Origin of the sequence: Hungatella hominis, assembly GCF_014288005.1 — a bacterium.
In the GTDB taxonomy this organism is placed as follows: Bacteria; Bacillota; Clostridia; order Lachnospirales; family Lachnospiraceae; genus Hungatella; species Hungatella effluvii.
In genome coordinates this window covers 1-570 of the sequence record NZ_JACOPB010000077.1, presented here as the reverse complement: position 1 = coordinate 570, position 570 = coordinate 1, and the positions used below count along the sequence as shown (strand labels likewise).

Here is a 570-nt window from a genome sequence, read left to right as displayed (position 1 = left end):
GGTTATATCTGTTACGATATAACACCTCGGATGTCTTGATTTACTCTTTCTCGGGATCGAAATCCCTTAAAAGAATCTATCTAGATATATTCAATATGTGGTTTTCAAGGTACATGCTGCGCTGATCCGAAGCGTCCGTTCAAGGCCTTCGGCCTTTCACTTACGATGCGCACGCTTCTTTTGGCTTCGCGCAAATGGAGATGGAGAGATTCGAACTCTTGACCCCCTGCTTGCAAGGCAGGTGCTCTCCCAACTGAGCTACACCCCCATATTTATGCCAAATACTCGGATGCTGGTCTTCCCTTTTCAGGCAATCCCTTTATTCTTTTGTTTTTTTCCACTTACTTATCTCCTGAGGAGTTAAGTAGTGGGCTTAAGTGGACTCGAACCACCGACCTCACGCTTATCAGGCGTGCGCTCTAACCGGCTGAGCTATAAGCCCTTTTGTAAAAATCTGGCACCCACCTGCTCTCCCATGCCGTCTCCAGCATAGTACCATCGGCCGCTCAAGTCTTAACCATCGTGTTCGGGATGGGTACGGGTGTTTCCCCTGAGCGTATCGGCACCAGA

2 tRNA genes and 1 rRNA gene are annotated in these 570 nt (G+C 48.6%); all 3 read right to left on the bottom strand.

The features are described from left to right. Positions 1 to 195: 195 nt before the first annotated feature. A tRNA-Ala gene (locus tag H8S75_RS32420) sits at positions 196 to 268 on the bottom strand. A gap of 100 nt (positions 269 to 368) precedes the next feature. After that, a tRNA-Ile gene (locus H8S75_RS32415) sits at positions 369 to 442 on the bottom strand. 10 nt (positions 443 to 452) lie between these two features. Continuing rightward, a 5S ribosomal RNA gene (rrf, locus tag H8S75_RS32410) occupies positions 453 to 570 on the bottom strand.